At 48.8% G+C, this 15,951-nt stretch carries 15 protein-coding genes; 11 read left to right on the top strand and 4 right to left on the bottom strand.

Going from position 1 to position 15,951, the window contains the following annotated elements; translation table 11 throughout:
* Window positions 1-49: 49 nt before the first annotated feature.
* Both AQULUS_RS03895 and AQULUS_RS03890 read right to left on the bottom strand, forming a co-directional pair.
* Window positions 50-2,470, bottom strand: a complete 2,421-nt coding sequence (locus AQULUS_RS03895; protein WP_408608930.1) for a multicopper oxidase domain-containing protein — start codon at window positions 2,468-2,470, stop codon at window positions 50-52.
* On the bottom strand, window positions 2,467-3,012 hold the full coding sequence (locus AQULUS_RS03890) for a DUF2231 domain-containing protein (protein ID WP_148338795.1): 546 nt from the start codon (window positions 3,010-3,012) through the stop codon (window positions 2,467-2,469). Before AQULUS_RS03890 ends, AQULUS_RS03895 begins: the two co-directional genes overlap by 4 nt.
* 73 nt (window positions 3,013-3,085) lie before the next feature.
* On the opposite strand from AQULUS_RS03890, the gene AQULUS_RS03885 reads away from it, so the two are divergent.
* From AQULUS_RS03885 to AQULUS_RS03875, 3 genes are all read left to right on the top strand, one after another.
* Window positions 3,086-3,307 carry a hypothetical protein gene (locus AQULUS_RS03885; RefSeq protein ID WP_148338794.1) on the top strand — a complete coding sequence of 74 codons (222 nt, stop codon included), beginning with the start codon at window positions 3,086-3,088 and terminating at the stop codon, window positions 3,305-3,307.
* 24 nt (window positions 3,308-3,331) lie between these two features.
* Window positions 3,332-4,297: a DUF2608 domain-containing protein gene (locus AQULUS_RS03880; protein ID WP_172622725.1), complete on the top strand. Its 966-nt coding sequence runs from the start codon at window positions 3,332-3,334 to the stop codon at window positions 4,295-4,297.
* Window positions 4,298-4,555: 258 nt separating this feature from the next.
* Window positions 4,556-4,945: a RidA family protein gene (locus tag AQULUS_RS03875; RefSeq protein ID WP_148338792.1), complete on the top strand. Its 390-nt coding sequence runs from the start codon at window positions 4,556-4,558 to the stop codon at window positions 4,943-4,945.
* 308 nt (window positions 4,946-5,253) lie between these two features.
* Here the strand turns inward: AQULUS_RS03875 and AQULUS_RS03870 are convergent, their stop codons facing one another.
* Window positions 5,254-5,871 (bottom strand): hypothetical protein, encoded by a 618-nt coding sequence (locus tag AQULUS_RS03870; RefSeq protein ID WP_148338791.1) that lies wholly within the window; start codon window positions 5,869-5,871, stop codon window positions 5,254-5,256.
* Between the two features lie 154 nt (window positions 5,872-6,025).
* Here AQULUS_RS03870 and AQULUS_RS03865 point away from each other — a divergent pair, with 154 nt between their 5' ends.
* The gene (locus AQULUS_RS03865) at window positions 6,026-6,550 is read left to right on the top strand and encodes a hypothetical protein (RefSeq protein WP_148338790.1); all 525 of its coding nucleotides are present in this window, start codon (window positions 6,026-6,028) and stop codon (window positions 6,548-6,550) included.
* Here AQULUS_RS03865 and AQULUS_RS03860 read toward each other — a convergent pair.
* A complete protein-coding gene (locus tag AQULUS_RS03860) occupies window positions 6,547-7,839 on the bottom strand; it encodes an MFS transporter (RefSeq protein WP_148338789.1) in 1,293 nt (430 codons plus the stop codon). The two genes, AQULUS_RS03865 and AQULUS_RS03860, sit on opposite strands and share 4 nt — an antisense overlap.
* 344 nt (window positions 7,840-8,183) lie before the next feature.
* Here AQULUS_RS03860 and AQULUS_RS03855 point away from each other — a divergent pair, with 344 nt between their 5' ends.
* The 7 genes from AQULUS_RS03855 (at window position 8,184) to AQULUS_RS03830 (ending at window position 15,890) form a co-directional block, all read left to right on the top strand.
* Entirely contained in the window at window positions 8,184-9,587 is a 1,404-nt protein-coding gene (locus AQULUS_RS03855; protein ID WP_148338788.1) for a sugar porter family MFS transporter, read from the top strand.
* An 11-nt stretch (window positions 9,588-9,598) separates the two neighbouring features.
* Window positions 9,599-10,639: an inositol 2-dehydrogenase gene (gene iolG / locus AQULUS_RS03850; RefSeq protein ID WP_148338787.1), complete on the top strand. Its 1,041-nt coding sequence runs from the start codon at window positions 9,599-9,601 to the stop codon at window positions 10,637-10,639.
* Window positions 10,617-11,645, top strand: coding sequence for a 5-dehydro-2-deoxygluconokinase (gene iolC, locus AQULUS_RS13165; RefSeq protein ID WP_332066318.1), 1,029 nt, complete (start codon window positions 10,617-10,619; stop codon window positions 11,643-11,645). The genes iolG and iolC overlap by 23 nt, the downstream gene beginning before the upstream one ends.
* 3 nt (window positions 11,646-11,648) lie before the next feature.
* A complete protein-coding gene (locus AQULUS_RS13160; RefSeq protein WP_332066317.1) occupies window positions 11,649-12,458 on the top strand; it encodes a 5-deoxy-glucuronate isomerase in 810 nt (269 codons plus the stop codon).
* A gap of 12 nt (window positions 12,459-12,470) precedes the next feature.
* Entirely contained in the window at window positions 12,471-14,339 is a 1,869-nt protein-coding gene (gene iolD, locus AQULUS_RS03840; protein WP_148338786.1) for a 3D-(3,5/4)-trihydroxycyclohexane-1,2-dione acylhydrolase (decyclizing), read from the top strand.
* Window positions 14,340-14,341: 2 nt separating this feature from the next.
* On the top strand, window positions 14,342-15,229 hold the full coding sequence (gene iolE, locus AQULUS_RS03835) for a myo-inosose-2 dehydratase (RefSeq protein ID WP_197737287.1): 888 nt from the start codon (window positions 14,342-14,344) through the stop codon (window positions 15,227-15,229).
* A 175-nt stretch (window positions 15,230-15,404) separates the two neighbouring features.
* Window positions 15,405-15,890 carry a pentapeptide repeat-containing protein gene (locus AQULUS_RS03830; protein ID WP_148338784.1) on the top strand — a complete coding sequence of 162 codons (486 nt, stop codon included), beginning with the start codon at window positions 15,405-15,407 and terminating at the stop codon, window positions 15,888-15,890.
* Window positions 15,891-15,951: the final 61 nt, after the last annotated feature.

The following is a 15,951-nucleotide window of genomic DNA, read 5'->3' as shown; positions in this document are numbered from 1 at the left end:
ATTCATGGCATGGCCCGGAGCAATGGTCACTCTAATCCAGGCTCAAAATTTAAAACAGGAAGGACAATCCAAGTGTAAGTGTATTTTCGCCAACCGGCTCCCCATCTTGCGTTCGGAACCGCTTAAACGCGCCGTATTCCTGATCGTGCTCATACTCCGCGAACAAGTTTAATCCCGGCATGAGACGATAATATGGCCGTAACAAATACCGCATTTGGTTCAACCCGCTGCCGATTTGCGCCCGCACAACAGTTTTTGTTGCCAGAATACTGCGAATACCAAGACGGATAAAAAAATTATTGGTAATTTGTGTATCACGAGACAACTCAATATCCATCTTGGCGCTGCCAGCGTAGTAATATCCTCTTGCATTTGTATCAATGAAATAAGGCATCAAACCTTCGACTCCAATACCAGGCTGCCAATAAGGAACACGCGCAGGCCGGTAAAAATAATTCGCCCCGCCTTTCAGCGCCCAGAACTGGCTAAGCAAACGCCAATAAAATATATCGATATCCGCGTTTTCTATTTTTCCTTTATTGATTTCCGCGTCTTCGGTCAATAATTGCAATTTATGATAATCACCGCCATACAACCCTTTGAAAGTTACTTCCTGCACATTGTGAAACGGATCCATGCCCACATCAAAAAAGTCCGCAAACCACCAGCCGGAAGGATGCGCCATCGGATGTCTGACCAACGAAACATCAATAGGCCTGGTTTCATCCACTCTGACAATCGGCCGGTTATGATAAGCGGTCTGTCTGACAAGATCCTGTGGCTTAGCTTCCTTCTTCGTCAACTCAAGCAAAGTCGAGTATTGAAATACCCGCGACATTCCAGCCACCATGTGATAAAGCAGGTGGCAATGGAAAAACCATTGACCGCTGGCATCCGTGTCAATATCTGCGACCATGGTGGCACCGGGTGCGACATCAATCGTATGCAGCAAGGGATCATAACTGCCCGCGCCTTTGCGCAAAATAAACCAGTGACCATGAATATGCATGGGATGATGCATCATTGAAGAATTGGTAAAAACAATCCGATAGCGCCTGGCCGGATCAAGCACAATCGGCTTGGCTTTATATTCAGGCACGCCATTGATGAACCAGATAAAACGGTCCATATAGCCAAATAATTCCATTCGAATAACTCCCGTGACGGGCTTATTTATATCATTGGTTTTTGTCAATGCTCTCAAGGGTTGGTATTTTGTGCTGGCTGCCGTGCCTGATTTCTGCGGCATATCCGGCGAGATAATTGAATCTCCCGGAATTGACGGTTCGGTCGGCATGGAATGATTCATCGCCATAGGCTTGTTTGGCATGCTCGGCATGGAATGATTCATCTGCATACTTGTGGATGACGCCATGCCATGGTTTATGTCTGACGGCATCATATTTGCCATCATTTCTCTTGTTACCGGCGGAGGTTCGGGAAAGGGTGCCACAGCATTAAAATCAGCGCTTTGGCCAGGAGCTGTAATCAAGGCGCCATAAGCCGCGCCCAAAGTATCCACTGACTCGGCATAAATAATATAAGCACGGCTCTGTTTAATCGGCACCAATACATCATATGTCTCCCCCGGCGCTATTGTAAAATCACTGACAGAATAAGGTTCTACGTCATTTCCCTGCACATGTACCATTTGCATGGTCGTGCCCGGTATTTTGACACGAAACAGTGTACTCCCGCCGGCCCCGATAAAACGAAGACGCACAATATCACCCTGTTTGACAGACGCCATCCAGGGATTGTGATTGGATTGTCCATTTAGGAGAAAAGCATCATATGCGACATCACTGATATCATAAATACTCATGCGCATGTCTTGCATCATCTTGTAATCGTTAATCAACAATTGGCGCTCGCCGGGATTGGCCTTGCGGTAATCATGAATGAATTTCGCCAATGATGGCTGCAACGGAAAACGAGGAGAATAATAGTCGCCTTCCTTTTTGAGATTGGCAAGAATCTGTTCCGGATTGGTGTTGCTCCAGTCAGATAAAACAATGACATACTCGCGAGTATATGCATAGCCAGGAGGCCGGCGTGGATCGATTAAAAAAGCCCCATATAAACCCTGTTGTTCCTGCAAGCCCGCGTGAGCATGGTACCAATAAGTGCCGGATTGATTAAGCGTGAAGTGATAGCGAAATGACTGGCCAGGCTGAATACCTTTTTGAGATATTCCCAAAACACCATCCATTTGCCATGGCACCAGTATACCATGCCAGTGAATGGCGGTTTCCTCGTTTAACCGGTTATATACGTTGATTGTCACTTCATCGCCTTCCCTGAAATGCAAAATGGGTGCGGGAATCTGATGATTGACGGCAATCGCTGTTCTGTATTTTCCAGTAAAATCAACTGCCTTATAATCCACGACCAAATTAATTTCCCGGCTGGCAGCAAAAAGACTGGAAGTTAACGAGATCAAGAAAACAATGAATAAAATCCGCTTCACTGTTGTTCTCCTGATTTGTTGTCATGCGCGTGATCACTCTCGCTCTCATCATGCTGATGACTTTCTTCCCGGTGCTGAGGCAGCGACATGACACCAATTCCATAACGATACACCAGCTCTCCGCCCCGCCACGCCGTGCCTAATAACATGGCTTCAATAATAATCAATGATGCCAAAAAGAGAGGAGCCAATATCTTTTTATGATTTAAATAACGCCATCCTGACCAGACAGCGGTCGTCAAAAGTGCAGCGGCAGTAGGCAGCGCCCAATTGCGGTGATTAACCATTGCCATATGCGAAACAGCATCATGTCTCACCGTGTAAAAAGCATAAATACCGGCAAGCACAGTAAACACTGTAATAAACGCTGCACTCCAAAGACACCATCTGGCCGCGGTTTCAAATTCACTTGATATTGATTTTTTGTCAAGGACATCAGGATTAAACACAAAAGCCAACACAAAAAAGAAGACGCTGATTGTGTACAAGGCAATGGTAAAATGAACAAAGACCGGATGCCAATTGGGAATCATTTCTATCATGCGCTATCCCTAGCCCTGATGATTGTTCGGATATTTAGATAAACAAGAATACGTTAAAGTCATTTGAGCTTCAATGAGTAAAACACTTTCCACCAGAGATGCGGAAAACTTTTTACCCTATTTCCGGGTTCAGGGTACGAGGTTAAAAACACTGCCATATTGCAAACGCACGATTTTTGAGCATGCCGATGTGGATCATTTCATCTCATGCCTGGATAAAAACTTTCTATCGTATAAATTCAGCAGTTGCCGCGCCAGAATGAGTATGTTATGTAATGAAGAAGCCCGGTCATGATTAACGACAATGGAGGGAATAGCGATGGTATCCAGACACGCCCAATCTGATATTCACGACATCCATCAAATACATGAACTGCTGCGCGAATGCCACATTAACAGCCTGATTGGATGGGACATCGACAACACGATTTATGAACCCGATCCGCTTTTTAGTGATCTGGGCAGCGATCAATGGTTTGCCTCCCTGCTCGAATGCGCCCGGCAATTACTTGACAGTAAGAATGACGCCTGCCAAGTCAGTATCACTCTTTTCAGGGAAGTACATTATCTCATTTCCGTCAAACCCGTAGAACCAAAAACGGTCAAAATGATACATCTGCTGCAAGATGTGAACCTTCCGACTTTAGCGATAACCGCGCGCGGAACAGACATTCTTGATCTTACCATGGATCAGCTAAATCAAATCGATATCCATTTTAGCAAACAATGGGGCGATATCAGCTTCGAGCTGGATATCGGCGAAAAAAACGACCCGCCGTATTTTCATCACGGTGTCATTTTCTGCAACGGGCATGATAAAGGCACTTGTCTGCAAGCGTTCGCCAAGCAAGCCGCCCGGCATTATGAGCGATCCAATCTCGATCCAGAGATCAAGCAATATGCCATACTGACCTTGCGGCAATTATCACGACAGAAACTGGATGTGATCCTAGTGGATGACAAGGAAAAAAACCTGCATGTCGTCAAGGCGTTGGCAAAAAGAAATGGATGGTCTTACACCGGGTTGCGCTATGCCCATCTGGATGAAAAAGTCAGAAACTTTGATATGACAAAAGCGACACACCAACTGATACAAATGCAGGAGCGGCTTTCTTTTTCCGGAAGAGCGGCTGCGAAAAAATTGGAAATCGATACCTTGCATCAAAACACGCGCAGCATGACACTCTTGCAGCGACACTCGTTTCTTGCGCATCACCGTATTGGCCGCCCTGTCAAAGGTGAAACCCAGGAAATGACTGAGAGACTCATGAATAGCTTTGGTTAACATGGCAAACGAGAGAAAAATCCTTGCCAAACGGCTTGCTCGGGCAATGCCGGAATGACGCTTTATGCTTCATGGCAAACCTTTCTCATCTTTCCGCTCTACCCATACGCGGCTATCCATTGATTAAATAAATATAATTATTTATCATTCGCATAATATTCACACACACGGCAAGCCAGATATCGTGAAATACAATCTTGATGAGAGCACTTCCACGCTGATTAAAAAAAGCAGCCAGCTGCTCCAGGCAGTGACACCATGAAAAAAATAATAAATGTACCCGAATTACTTTCTTATGATAAATATGGATTTACACACTGCGTGACTCATGGTGATTTTATTTTTATCACCGGCCAGGCCGGACAGGATAAGACGGGAAAAATTGTCGGACCGGATATTGCATCACAGACCAAACAAACCCTTACAAATATCAGACACGCCCTGGCCGCCGCCGGCTCAGAATTGACCGACATATTGGCAATGACTTCATATATTGTGGATATCCATCAAAACGGCCCTGAATACTTTAGAGTCCGCAAGGAATGCATGCCCGACTCTTCCTACACCAGCACTTCCGTAGGCGTTGCAGCTCTTGCGATTCCGGGGTTGCTGATAGAAGTAACCTGCATAGCTGCCGTGAAAAAATAAATACCCGGACAATCCGGACAGCGCTTGGCGGCAGTGTATTTCAGTACGCTTTCATCAACACGGACGCTTCGCATCTTCTTCAGAATAGACAGCCCCTCGAGACGGCACTACGTGCCTCCTCAGGCCTGTCCTGAGCTTGTCGAAGGAGCGAACGGGTATGTTGTCATGCCAGCATGTTTTTAGCTGGCATCCAGAAATATTCAAAAAGCCTGGATTCCCGCATACGCGGGAATGACAAGTGCGCGGGGATGACAAGTACGCAGCGATGGCGAAGCCGCGCAGCGGATAAGACGGCCTGATAAAACACACTAATCTCTGGATTTAAAGAAAAGATTAAAAAGTTTTTCCCCGCCCATGATACGCCCGATCTCCAGAAACGAAAAGAAAAATATGAAAACAAAAAACATGACCAGGATCTGGGCAATCATTTCATTTAACTTGCTGACCGCAAGCCGGTTCATGATCTCAGGCATAGACATGCCTGAAAACAAGGCGGTAATGACATAACCAGTAAAGTGAACCAAAAACATCAGCAGACAGAATACCACCGTTTTATATAGCACAGGGATGAGCAGCGGCTTATGAGCATATCTTTCCCCTAGTTTCATTTTTCTGCCAATCAAAATGATTTTTGCCAAGACCAAGGCTTCAATCAAACTATAGCCGTATCGGATATTCTGACTGCCAAAATCATTCAGCAAGATTCTTCTGTAAAGAGTAAACGCAAATAAAAGCAGAGACAGGAACACGGTGTAAAAAATAAATGCGCGCATTTCATGCCGTATGACATGTCTAAATGGTTTCCGATCATGATGATCTGCTGTCACTCGTGCCGCCTTATCACACATGCCATCATTCAATTCAGCCGACAATCCGGCCGCGCTTCCAATAGCATCCTGTATCAGGATATAAAATATCCCTGCCACAGGCAATCATGACCGGCGCTCTTTATCTCCGCACACGATTTCCTTGTTATTTAACAAGGACATGATCATCGTAAAAGGGTTCCGCCGCAAACAGTGATATAATTGATGACAGAGCTCATGATTGAAGAGATAACCGATAATGAGGAATCCTGTCATGACAGTCAAATCGAGGATAAGCGGACTTTTGGCTATATTATTTATTCCCATGTGCGTGCATGCTCAGCCAGCATCACAACCCGCAGGCCCTTCCATGATATCTCAGCCGGATCAAACCCTGCTTCCTGACGATTTTTCAGTTTACACGAATGGCTCCGTCGTGATTAATCATCCCATGCAAGGCTTTGAGCAAAAAACATTGCCCACCAATAACGATTACAAAACAAACCCCGGATGCTATATCGCGTGTTATTCACATGACAAGACGGACGGCATTTATTCGGTTGGCAATAATATATACGTTAATGGACAAGTCCGCGTTGCCGGGACTTATAAGGGAACCATGTGTGTGCCAACCGGCTACGAAAACAAGGATATCAGCAAGGAAGACAGCTTTAACGTTCAGTGCGCGAAAATCAGCACTTGCACCAGCAACCAATGCTGGGCCGGCGGTGATACAGGCGGGTGGTTTGGAATTCAGCCGCAAACCGTTACGCCAGATAACAACACAATGACAAATTAACACTCTAACACCTGGGAAGACGATTGATCAGCCTGCAACCTTGAGATGGATGACGTGCGCCGGCTTATCCAAATGGAAGCCATAAGCGCCAAAAAAGCAACGCTGAAGACATAAAGAGCTGGAGAAATCACTGAACCTGTGTAGTAAACCAGGGATAATGAGAAAAAAGGCGTCAAACCGCCGAAAATGGCAAACCCCAGGTTATAACTCATGGCAATCCCGCTGTAACGAATCCTGGTAGGAAATAATTCACTGATCACGACCGGGACAATTCCCGCGGAAAAGCCGGTCAAGACGGCACTGGCGATGAACGCTGCGGAAAACCAGGCGGGAAAATGAGCATAGATATAATAAATCGGAAACGCCATCAGACAAGTGGCAAGATTTAGCGTTAACAGCAATTTCTTCAAATTGACTTTGTCAGACAGCCAACCGAAAGGGATACATAACACAGATCCGAATGCGATCGCCGCTGTGCGCTGCCAGATATAGGCAGTCGCGGGCAGATCCAAAACTTTTGAAAAATAAGCAGGAATAAACAAGAACAGTGAAGTCACAATCGCCGCACAGCTGGCAATGATAAAAATCCCTGCAACGACAACCGCAAGCTGCTCTCTGCATACCGCGCCCAGCGGAAAGGCTTCCACTTCCTTCTCTATCTGAAGAAACTGGCTTGATTCACGCAGCTCACGGCGCATGAAATAGCTGATCAACCCGAAAACACCGCCGGCTACAAAAGGAATACGCCATCCGTAAGATTGCATTTGCACGTCATTGAATACATTAATGACGCAAGCCTGTACCAGCGAACCCAGGACAATACCCATGGTCAGCGCGCAGAATATTACTCCGCAGGCATAACCCTTTTTTTCTGGCAGAGATTCAGAAACATAGGCAATCGCTCCCGGTATTTCACCCCCTATGGAAAACCCCTGCAGAAGCCGCAACAGGATAACTAGAATGGGCGCGGCAATGCCTATCGCCGCATAATCAGGAATCAATCCTATGCCCAAGGTCGCCAGCGCCATCATAAAAATTGAAAAGGTAAAAGTGGTCTTGCGTCCAATGCGGTCGCCATAATGACCAAAGATCACGCCGCCCAGCGGCCTGACCAGATAACCAATGGCAAAAGTGGCGAAAGTGACAATCAAACCCATAAGCGCGTTCGCGGCAGGAAAAAAAGCATTGGCAATATAACCGGCGAACAAGGCGTAAATAATGAAATCGTAAAATTCCAGGACCCCGCCCAGGCTGGAGAGAAATATCAATTTGCGTTGGTCTGGCCGCATGAATTCACGCCTCTTTAGAAAAGGGCTGCTGTCTGAACATGCATGGATAATAACCCAACACTTTCCCGGCTTCAACGCTGTCAAGATCTCATTACATTTTTTATCCGCCGCCCTTGATAAAAATTTTTTACATGTTAACCGTTCACCCCGGCCCGCAGTCAATCAGACTCATGATGTAAAACCTGATATATATTCATTGACGAGTTTCACAAACCTGTAGATGATTAGAACTCATTTCATCACAAAGAATTGCATGCCGCTGCAAACCGCGATAATTTAACCCGGCCTTTGGGCGGTAACGGATAAATAACCACACGGGGTTATCACATTAACGGAATAATAATATGTACAAATCAGACTCCCATTCATCACCTCAACTCAATTTCTTTCTCATCCTGATCACAACCATCGCCGCCATAGGCGGGTTTCTTTTCGGGTATGATACAGGCATCATTTCCGGCGCCCTTCTTTTTATTCAGTCAAGTTTTTCCGTGAGTGTCATGACCCAGGAAATCATTGTCAGTTCCGTCATCCTGGGAGCCCTGGCTGGCGCACTGTCCAGCGGCCGCCTTGCGGATTCGTTTGGGAGCCAGCGCATGCTGCTGGCCATGTCTGTCACGTTTATCGCTGGCACTCTGATATCCGCCTGCGCGCCCACTATTACCCTGCTGATTCTTGGGCGCTTTATTATTGGTGTCGCCATCGGCATTACTTCTTATGTGTCGCCTTTGTTTATTTCAGAGATGGCTCCCGCCAGGCACCGCGGCAGCCTGGTATTATTAAACGGAATCATGATTACCAGCGGTGAAGCTATTGCGTTTTTAGTTGATTATCTATTGGTGCCGACCCAATCCTGGCGTTTGATGTTCGCCACAGGATTAATCCCCGCAGCCGTGTTATTCACGGGCATGTTATTGCTGCCGGCCACGCCAAGATGGACCGCGTTGAAAGGCCAGATGGAAAAAAGCAAAAAAATTCTCGCCAGGATTCGTCATTCCGCCTGTGTAGAGCAGGAATGGAATGAAATCCTGCGTCTCGCAGACCGTCAGCGGAGCAACTGGTCCGATTTGTTTTCAAAATCCCTGAGACCCGTTCTGATGATCGGCCTGGGCTTAGGGGTTTTTCAGCAATTTATCGGCATCAATACCGTCATGTATTACGGCCCCAGCATTTTCAAGGCTGCCGGCTTTCAAAGTCAAAGCTCACAAATCCTCGCGACTTTCTGCATGGGGATGGTGAATACACTGATGAGCATAGTCTCGGTCATTCTGATTGACAGGGTCGGACGCAGGCGCATGCTGCTGATCGGTCTCACTGTCTCGGGCGCAAGCCTTTATCTGATTGGGTATGTTTTCTCACGCCACACCCATCAATCCCTGGATATCTGGATATCATTCATCTTCATGATTATCTATATCGCGGGTTATTCAATGAGTCTAGGGTCCCTGTTCTGGCTGGTCATTTCTGAAATTTATCCGCTTAATATTCGCGGTCTCGCGATGAGTTTTGCCACAGCCGCGCAATGGGCCGCCAACTTCATCGTCGCGGCAACCTTTCTCTCCACTTTAAACGCTTTCGGCCCGGCATACACGTTCTGGGGGTACGCCTGCATGTGTATTATCAGTCTTGTTTTCTGTTATTACCTTGTTCCGGAAACGCGCGGCGTTTCCCTGGAACAAATTGAACATAATCTCAGGCTGGGCAAGCGGTCACGCGACCTCGGTCAACCTATCAGTGCATTAACATAAGGATCCGACAAATGAATCAGATCACCATTGGTGTTATTGGCTGCGGCCGCATCGGTAAACTGCATGCCGCCAACGTCATCCGGCATCTCCCGCAATTTCGCATCAAAACCATCGCAGACCCCCGTATTGATGAAGTATGGGCCCGTTCCAGTCACATTCCCAATATTTCGGCTGACGCCAATGAAATCTTTCACGATGATGAAATCCTGGCAGTCCTGGTTTGCTCTCCTTCCCCCTTTCATGCCGAACACATCATTGCCGCCGCACGCGCGGGCAAACATATTTTCTGCGAAAAACCGATCGCGACCGATGTCCGGCAAATTACCGCCGCATTGCATGAAGTCAAGAAAGCCGGGGTCAAGCTGCAGGTAGGATTTAACCGCCGCTTTGATCCCAATTTCGCCAGAATCAGGCAACTGGTGAAGCAAGACCAGATTGGCGTCCCGCAATTATTACGCATTACTTCACGCGACCCTAAAATTCCGCCAGCGGATTTCCTCAAAAGTTCGGGCGGCATGTTCATTGACATGACTATTCATGATTTTGACATGGCGCGTTTTTTGATCGGCAGTGAAATCGAAGAAATTTATGCCAGCGCCGGCGCGCTCATAGATCCTGTCTTCAAGGAATGCGACGATATAGACACCGCTGTCATCACTTTGAAATTCGCCAATGGATGTCTGGGTGTAATTGATAACAGCCGCCAAGCCGTTTACGGGTACGACCAGCGCATAGAAGTATTCGGCAGCCGCGGCGCCGCTCAAGCAGATAACAACAGGCCCACCAACACCATACTCAGTACCGATGCCGGCGTCATGACAGACAAACCCTTGTATTATTTCCTGGAGCGATATGAAGAATCGTTTGTCGGCGAACTGCGTGCTTTTTATCAATGCATCGTCAGTCAGGATGAACCCGCCGTGAGCGGTGAAGACGGTCTGAAATCTGTCATTATCAGTCTCGCAGCTGAACAATCACGCCGTGAAAACCGGCCGGTCAGGATTGATTATGACTTAGGGAGTCTGCGGCATGAAACCAGCATGGCAAGTTGATTCCAGCCGGGAATTCGATGTGATCTGCATGGGCCGCGTGGCAGTCGATTTGTACGCGGAACAAATCGGAAGTCCTCTCGAGGACGCACAAACATTTCGTAAATACCTGGGCGGCTGTGCCGGCAACATCGCAGTAGGCTCCGCGCGCGCGGGGCTGCGCACAGCCATGTTTTCCTGTGTTGGAACAGACGCGATGGGACAGTTTTTAAAACAGGAATTACAACGCGAGGGCGTGGACATCACACTTCTGACTGAAACCCATGAACACTTGACCGGACTGGTACTATTGGGCGTGAGCCCGCCTGACCGCTTCCCTCTGATTTTTTATCGGGAAAACTGCGCCGACATGCAGTTGAAAAAGAATGACGTGAAAAATGCCTTTATCGCACAGGCGCGGGCTTTACTCATTACCGGCACGGGCTTATCCACGGACAGCATGCGCGCGACTACCCATCATGCGGTGGATACCGCCCGCTCGGTTCAAACCCGCGTTATTCTGGACCTGGATTATCGTCCTGTACTCTGGGGACTGACTCCCCAGGGCGATGGCGAAACGCGTTATAAAATTTCGCAATCCGTGAGCCGCGAATATCAGGCATTACTGCCCAAATGCGATTTGATCGTCGGGACGGAAGAAGAAATTTTCATTGCCGGCGGCGTGACTTCCCTCATTCCCGCTCTGCGGGCCGTACGGTCATTGTCTGATGCTCCCATTGTTCTAAAACAGGGCGCGCAAGGCTGCTCCGTTTATCTGGACAACCTGGACCATCCCGTTCGCGCGCGCGCCTTCCCTGTCAGCATTTTGAACGTGCTTGGCGCAGGCGATGGTTTTATCAGCGGATTTATGCGCGGTCTGCTGCGGGGAGCCTCATGGGAAACCTGTGCGCTTTATGGCAATGCCTGCGGCGCCATTGTGGTCACACGCCACGGCTGCGCGCCCGCGATGCCCGCCTTCAGGGAAATGCAGTCTTTTATTCATGATCACACGGAACAGGAGGCAGGTTAAGTCATGCAGGATTATCTGATTCGGCACCCGCAGGGATTTCCTTTCGGCTACACAGCGATTACGCGCATAGGCGAACAGACTCAGGATACCGGCATCAATTTCGGAATCTTGAAATTGAAAAGCGGAGAAACCACGACGGTCAAAAGTATTTATGAATCCGCCTACCTCCTGATACAAGGACATTGTATTTTTTCCTGCGCGGGCGTGGACCAGCACGCAGAACGCCATTCCTGTTTCAATGAAGATCCTTATGCCCTGCATGTCGCACCGGAACAAGACGCAGCCATCACGGCCGTGACAGCATGCGAATTCGCGGTTTCGCAGGTTGAAAACACCAAATCCTTTCAGCCCCGGATTTTCAGCCCCGCCAACCTGCTTGAATCGGAACACCGGGGCAAGGGTTTGTTGAATGACACCGCTTATCGCCTGGTGCGCACGATTTTTGATTTGCGCAACAGTCCCGACGCCAACCTGGTGCTGGGTGAGGTCATTACCGCTCCCGGCCGCTGGTCCAGCTATCCTCCGCACCACCACGACCAGCCTGAAATCTACCACTACCGCTTTACCGAACCGCAAGGATATGGGCATGCTGAGTGCGGCGAGCAGCTCTTTAAGGTCAGGGAATATGATACGTACAAGATTCTGGATGCAAATGATCACTCGCAGGCGGCCGCTCCGGGATACGGCATGTATTATATCTGGGTCATCCGCCATCTGGAGGGGAAACCGTACACTGCGCCGGAATTCACCCGGGAACACAGCTGGACCCGTTCCCCGGAAGCCGACTCGCGGGTATGGAAAGGTACTTTTTAACTGGAGATATTCATGAAAACCATACGTCTTACCATGGCCCAGGCGCTTGTCAGGTTTCTGGATAACCAATATGTGGAACTGGACGGAAGAGAACACAAGTTTGTGAAAGGCATGTTTGGCATTTTCGGTCACGGTAATGTCACCGGCATAGGCGAAGCGCTGGAAAACCAGGATACCGCCCTGACATACCTGCAAGGCCATAATGAGCAAGGCATGGTGCATGCAGCCATCGCCTATGCCAAACAAAAAAACCGTCTGGAAATCTTTGCCTGCACTTCGTCCATCGGACCAGGCGCACTCAATATGATCACCGCCGCCGCCACCGCCACGATTAATCGCATCCCGGTATTATTATTGCCCGGTGATATCTTTGCCTGCAGACAGCCTGATCCCGTGCTGCAGCAACTGGAAGTCTCTGGCGATTACACCATCAGCGTCAACGACTGCTTCAAACCCGTCAGCAAATACTGGGACCGGATCACGCGGCCGGAACAATTGATGACCGCACTGCTGAACGCATTCCGTGTCTTGACAGATCCCGTGGACACCGGCGCGGTCACGCTTTCCCTGCCGCAGGATGTACAGTCTGAAGCCTATGATTATCCCACTGCTTTCTTCGCCAAACGTGTACATGTGATCGACAGGCAGCCGCTGGCGGCGAGAGCCTTGCGCCAGGCGGTCCTGCATATGAAAAACGCGAAACGCCCGCTTATCATTGCCGGCGGCGGCGTTCATTATTCGCAGGCTTGCGAAGAACTGGCCGATTTTGCCGGCACCTTCGGCATTCCGGTCGCTGAAACCCAGGCTGGAAAAAGTGCCATGCACTGGAAGCACGCCATGAGCGTAGGCGGCATTGGCGTCACCGGCACACTGGCCGCAAACCGGCTGGCAAAGGAAGCTGATCTGATTCTGGTAATCGGCAGCCGTCTGTCTGATTTCACCACTACATCAAAGGATGCATTTCAGTCACACGATACGCCTATGCTGCATATTAATGTGAGTGCGTTTGACGGATATAAAATGGGAGGGATTTTGCTGCAGGCGGATGCCAAGGCGGCATTGGGCGCATTAAGGGAAGCCCTGCTGGATGAAGGCTACCGCACCGATGAAATCTATCGGCATACCGTCAAAACGTACCGCGCGGAATGGCATGCCGAATCCGAACGCCTGTACCAGCTTTCCCCCGCTGAAGGGAACTCCCAGATTCGGATTCTTGGCATGCTGAATGAAACCCTGCGTGAAAATGACATCATCGTTTGCGCAGCCGGCAGTCTGCCGGGTGATTTGCACCGGTTGTGGCGTTGCAGCAAACCCAAATCCTATCATCTTGAATATGGGTTTTCCTGCATGGGCTACGAAGTGGCCGGCGGATTGGGCGTGAAAATGGCCGATCCCACAGCGGAAGTCTATGTACTGGTTGGAGACGGCAGTTATCTCATGATGCATTCTGAATTACTCACCAGCATACAGGAAGGATATAAAATCAATATCATCATATTCAATAATTCAGGATATCAATGCATACACCACTTGCAGCGCGCGCATGGCAGCAAAGGATTTGGCAATGAATTCCGCTATCGCTCAAGCGAAACAAACCGACTGAACGGTCCCTTGATTGCCATTGACTTTACCCGCTACGCCGAAGCATTGGGGGCGCGCGCTTATCACACTGCAAATATGGAATCCCTGAAATCCCTGCTTGAAAGCACGCGGGATTCCACTGTTTCAACCGTGATTAACATTGATGTGCATCCCGATACGATGAGCAAGAGTTATGAATCCTGGTGGCGCGTGGGTGTCGCGGCAGTCTCTTCCTCGCAGGATGTGCTTGCCGCCCACCACAAGATGAATGAAATGATTCGGAAATCAAAGGTATATTAATCATGAATGCAATCAGGTTAGCCATTGCACCCATAGGCTGGAGCAATGATGACATGCCGGAACTGGGCAGTCATATTTCATTTGAACAATGCATATCGGAAATGGCAGCCGCCGGTTATGAAGGCTGCGAAGTGGGTCATAAATTTCCCAGAGATCCGGAATTATTGCGCACCGCCTTGTCGCCTTACCACTTGTCTGTCGCCAGCGCATGGTACAGCCTGTATTTTACCGAAGAGGGGCGTCGGGATGAAACCATCCAGGGTTTCCTTGCCCATATGAATTTTCTCAAGGCCATGGGCGCGGAAGTGATTGTGGTGTGCGAATGCGGACACAGCATACAGGGGAAACCGCTGCCTGTATTAGAAAACAAGCCGGTTTTTTCCGCTGCGCAATGGCAATCCCTGATCGACGGATTACACCATATAGGAAAATACGCCCGGGACAACGGCATGACTATCGTTTATCACCATCACATGGGTACCGGCGTGCAGACAGAGGAAGAAATTGACCGTCTGATGCTGGCGACAGACCCCGCGCTCGTGTCACTGTTGTTTGATACGGGACATTTATTTTTTTCAGGACACGCGCCGGCGACAACCTTGCAAAGACACGGCCGCCGCATCAGACATGTGCATCTGAAAGATGTACGCAAGACCATCCTGATCCGTACCAGAGATGAAAAACTCAGCTTCCTGGACGCGGTCCGTGCCGGGGTGTTCACCGTCCCTGGTGACGGATGTATTGATTATGTTCCTCTCTTCGATCTGCTGGACAAGCAGCAATACCAAGGCTGGTGGGTAGTGGAAGCGGAACAGGATCCGGAACAGGCCGTGCCGCTTGTCTACGCCAAAATGGCCAGGGAATTTTTGCGAAAATCAGTCGGGTTGTAGTGATCACGATGTAGATGCAAAAATAGGCCGCACCAGTCAGGGCATTTTTCAATATCCATGACCACGCACGGCCTGACCGCTTTCACTGCCTCATGCGCCGCGGCTGTAAAATCCTGATATACCGTGATAAGCTGGATTGCCGTTTCAATTTAATCATTTTGTTAAGGAGAATATCATGGTTAAGCGTTCTGCTTTATGCATGCTGGCTTTTATCAGTCTCTGCGGATCGGTGCAGGCTGCGGGTTTTTACAATCCCGACCAACTTGCGGCGTTTAATTCGACGAATACCTGCACGAATTGCAATTTGAGTGGTGCCGTGCTTTCAGGTAATCATTCCAATGCCAACCTGACTTACAGCAATTTGACAGGCGCCATAGGAAGCGGAACATTCTCTGAAAGCTCATTTAATGGCAGCAATTTATCATCTTCGAAATGGACTGGCGCCAATTTAAGTTATTCCCAACTCAGTTATATTCCACTGATCAAAACCGATTTCACTGAGGCCAATTTAAGCTTTGCCAATTTTGAGGGCTCAAACACCAACGACGCCATCTTTGACGGTGCCAACCTTTACGGTTCCAATATTTCTTCCGACCAGCTGGCACGCGCACGCAGTTATTGCTGGGCAACCCTGCCGGATGGTACCAAAAAGAATTGCTAAGTTCGGAAAGACACAAATCATGGCAGGCGCAGCAAACAAGTTCGTATATGACTGTTTGCTG

The organism is Aquicella siphonis, from assembly GCF_902459485.1.
GTDB lineage: Bacteria > Pseudomonadota > Gammaproteobacteria > DSM-16500 > DSM-16500 > Aquicella > Aquicella siphonis.
Note: the sequence above shows the minus strand (reverse complement) of the source record. Positions and strands in the feature narration are given on the sequence as shown.

Excerpts from the sequence above, each read along its gene's own strand:
- AQULUS_RS03890 (WP_148338795.1), bottom strand. The coding sequence starts at position 3,012 with ATGATAGAAATGATTCCCAATTGGCATCCGGTCTTTGTTCATTTTACC.
- AQULUS_RS03885 (WP_148338794.1), top strand. The coding sequence starts at position 3,086 with ATGAGTAAAACACTTTCCACCAGAGATGCGGAAAACTTTTTACCCTAT.
- AQULUS_RS03880 (WP_172622725.1), top strand. The coding sequence starts at position 3,332 with ATGGTATCCAGACACGCCCAATCTGATATTCACGACATCCATCAAATA.
- AQULUS_RS03875 (WP_148338792.1), top strand. The coding sequence starts at position 4,556 with ATGAAAAAAATAATAAATGTACCCGAATTACTTTCTTATGATAAATAT.
- AQULUS_RS03865 (WP_148338790.1), top strand. The coding sequence starts at position 6,026 with ATGACAGTCAAATCGAGGATAAGCGGACTTTTGGCTATATTATTTATT.
- AQULUS_RS03860 (WP_148338789.1), bottom strand. The coding sequence starts at position 7,839 with ATGCGGCCAGACCAACGCAAATTGATATTTCTCTCCAGCCTGGGCGGG.
- AQULUS_RS03855 (WP_148338788.1), top strand. The coding sequence starts at position 8,184 with ATGTACAAATCAGACTCCCATTCATCACCTCAACTCAATTTCTTTCTC.
- iolG (WP_148338787.1), top strand. The coding sequence starts at position 9,599 with ATGAATCAGATCACCATTGGTGTTATTGGCTGCGGCCGCATCGGTAAA.
- iolC (WP_332066318.1), top strand. The coding sequence starts at position 10,617 with ATGAAACCAGCATGGCAAGTTGATTCCAGCCGGGAATTCGATGTGATC.
- AQULUS_RS13160 (WP_332066317.1), top strand. The coding sequence starts at position 11,649 with ATGCAGGATTATCTGATTCGGCACCCGCAGGGATTTCCTTTCGGCTAC.
- iolD (WP_148338786.1), top strand. The coding sequence starts at position 12,471 with ATGAAAACCATACGTCTTACCATGGCCCAGGCGCTTGTCAGGTTTCTG.
- iolE (WP_197737287.1), top strand. The coding sequence starts at position 14,342 with ATGAATGCAATCAGGTTAGCCATTGCACCCATAGGCTGGAGCAATGAT.
- AQULUS_RS03830 (WP_148338784.1), top strand. The coding sequence starts at position 15,405 with ATGGTTAAGCGTTCTGCTTTATGCATGCTGGCTTTTATCAGTCTCTGC.